Raw genomic sequence first — 1,980 nt, 5'->3', positions numbered from 1 at the left:
CGGGTGACACGGCCATGCTCGCGTTCTTTCAGGGCCGCCCCCCGCAAACTGCGCGCGGCGTGCTGGCCTATGCCGCCGCCCTGACCCGCGCCAACCGCAGCGGAGAGGCGCAGGCGCGCCTGGTTCTGGCGTGGCGCACCATGCCGATGGACGCGGTAACGCAGGCATTGTTCCTGGCCGAACACAGCGCATTGCTGAAACCGCATCACGCTGCAAGGCTGGATGAAATGCTGTGGCAAGGTGATCATGCCAAGGCCCGGCAAATGTTTGATCTGGTCAGCACCGAGGACAAGGCACTGGCCGAAACGCGGATCGCGTTGCAGAACCGCAATGGCGACGTAAACGAAATGATAAACGCCTTGGCCCCGGCCAAGGCCAGCGATCCCGGCCTGCAAAAGGACCGTTTCGAGTGGCGCATTCGCAAAGGGTTCGACGACAGCGCCAAGGATTTGCTGCTGTCGCAATCGGTTAGTGCCACAGCCCTTGGCCAGCCATCCGCATGGGCCAATCGCCGCCGTGCGCTGGCACGCGATGAAATGCGCAGCGGTGATCCCAAACGCGCCTACCAAATAGCGTCGCAGCATTTCCTTGAGGAAGGATCGCATTTTGCCGATCTCGAATGGCTGTCGGGCTATATCGCACTGCGGTTCCTAAAGGATCCAAAGCGCGCCCTGACCCATTTCAAGGCCCATGACGGTGCCGTTGAATCCCCCATCAGCCAAGGGCGTGCCGGCTATTGGCAGGGACGCGCATTGCAGGACATGGGCGATACTGAGGGTGCCGCCAAAGCCTATGCGCAGGGGGCGAAATTCCAGTCGTCGTTTTATGGCCTGCTGGCCGCAGAACGCGGCGGATTGCCCTTTGACCAGACCTTGGCGGGCGAAGCACCGAAACTGGATTGGCGCAGCTCCGCATTGGCCCAAGCACCCCTGTTTCAGGCAGGCATGTTGCTGCAGGCCTCTGGCGAACTGACCTTGGCTGAACGGTTCTGGACCCATTTGGCCGAACAGTTGCTGGCCGATGACGCCGCCCTGTTGGGTCAAGCCGCGATTGACGTGGACCAGCCGCATTTGGCGGTGATGATCGGCAAACGGGTCGCACAACGCGGCATTACCATCGCCGCGCCCTATTACCCCCTGCACCCTGCGATCAAGCTGGACCTGAACATGGCCCCCGAAATGGTGCTGGCCATTGCACGGCGCGAAAGCGAATTTGACCCCGTCGTGCAAAGCGGCGTTGGCGCGCGCGGATTGATGCAGCTGATGCCGGGCACAGCCGACGATGTCGCGCGCGATCTGAACATCAGCGCGCTGCATACCACAGACCGCCTGACCGCCGATCCGGATTATAACGCGCTGTTGGGGTCAACCTATCTGGCGCAGATGGCAGGGCGGTTTAACGGCAATGTCGTGATGGTATCCGCCGCCTATAACGCCGGCCCTGCCCGCCCGCCCCGCTGGATGGAGGCGTATAGCGATCCGCGCGAGGGCGATATCGATGTGGTCGACTGGATCGAGATGATCCCGTTCCGCGAGACCCAGAACTATGTGATGCGGGTCACGGAAAGCCTGCCGGTCTATCGCGCACGTCTGGGCCTAAACCCCCTGCCGCGTCCCTTTACCGAAGAACTGATCGGCTCAACTCTTTTGCCGTTCGCGCCAAAAGGTGAATAGGCCAGCAGCCACGATCAGCGCCGCACCGATGGCAACATTGATGCGCACGTCCTCGCCAAAGACCGAGATGCCGATGATGCTGGCGAACACCAGTTGAAGGTATGCAAACGGCTGCACGGCGCTGGCCTCGGCGACCTCGTAACAGCGGATCAGCAGCCAATGGCCGGTGACGCCGGTGATGCACAGACAGCCCATGATCAGCCAGTCGGTTGCGATCATCGGTTCCCAAAACCAGATACCGGTGGCCGTCATCGCGATGGACCCGGTGACGCCGGTCCAGAAAAAGCTGGTGGCGGTTTTGTCCTTG

At 61.8% G+C, this 1,980-nt stretch carries 2 protein-coding genes; one reads left to right on the top strand and one right to left on the bottom strand.

Going from position 1 to position 1,980, the window contains the following annotated elements; all coding sequences use genetic code 11:
• On the top strand, window positions 1-1,673 hold a 1,673-nt coding region (locus ABYT07_RS20740; protein ID WP_372993894.1), incomplete at its 5' end, for a lytic transglycosylase domain-containing protein.
• Here the strand turns inward: ABYT07_RS20740 and ABYT07_RS20735 are convergent.
• Window positions 1,638-1,980 (bottom strand): EamA family transporter (locus tag ABYT07_RS20735; protein ID WP_372993893.1); only part of this gene is annotated, 343 nt, incomplete at its 5' end. The two genes, ABYT07_RS20740 and ABYT07_RS20735, sit on opposite strands and share 36 nt — an antisense overlap.

Origin of the sequence: Sulfitobacter sp., from assembly GCF_041552635.1 — a bacterium.
In the GTDB taxonomy this organism is placed as follows: Bacteria; Pseudomonadota; Alphaproteobacteria; order Rhodobacterales; family Rhodobacteraceae; genus Sulfitobacter.
The sequence above is the reverse complement of the archived record's forward strand: the minus strand, read 5'-3'. Positions and strand labels throughout refer to the sequence as shown.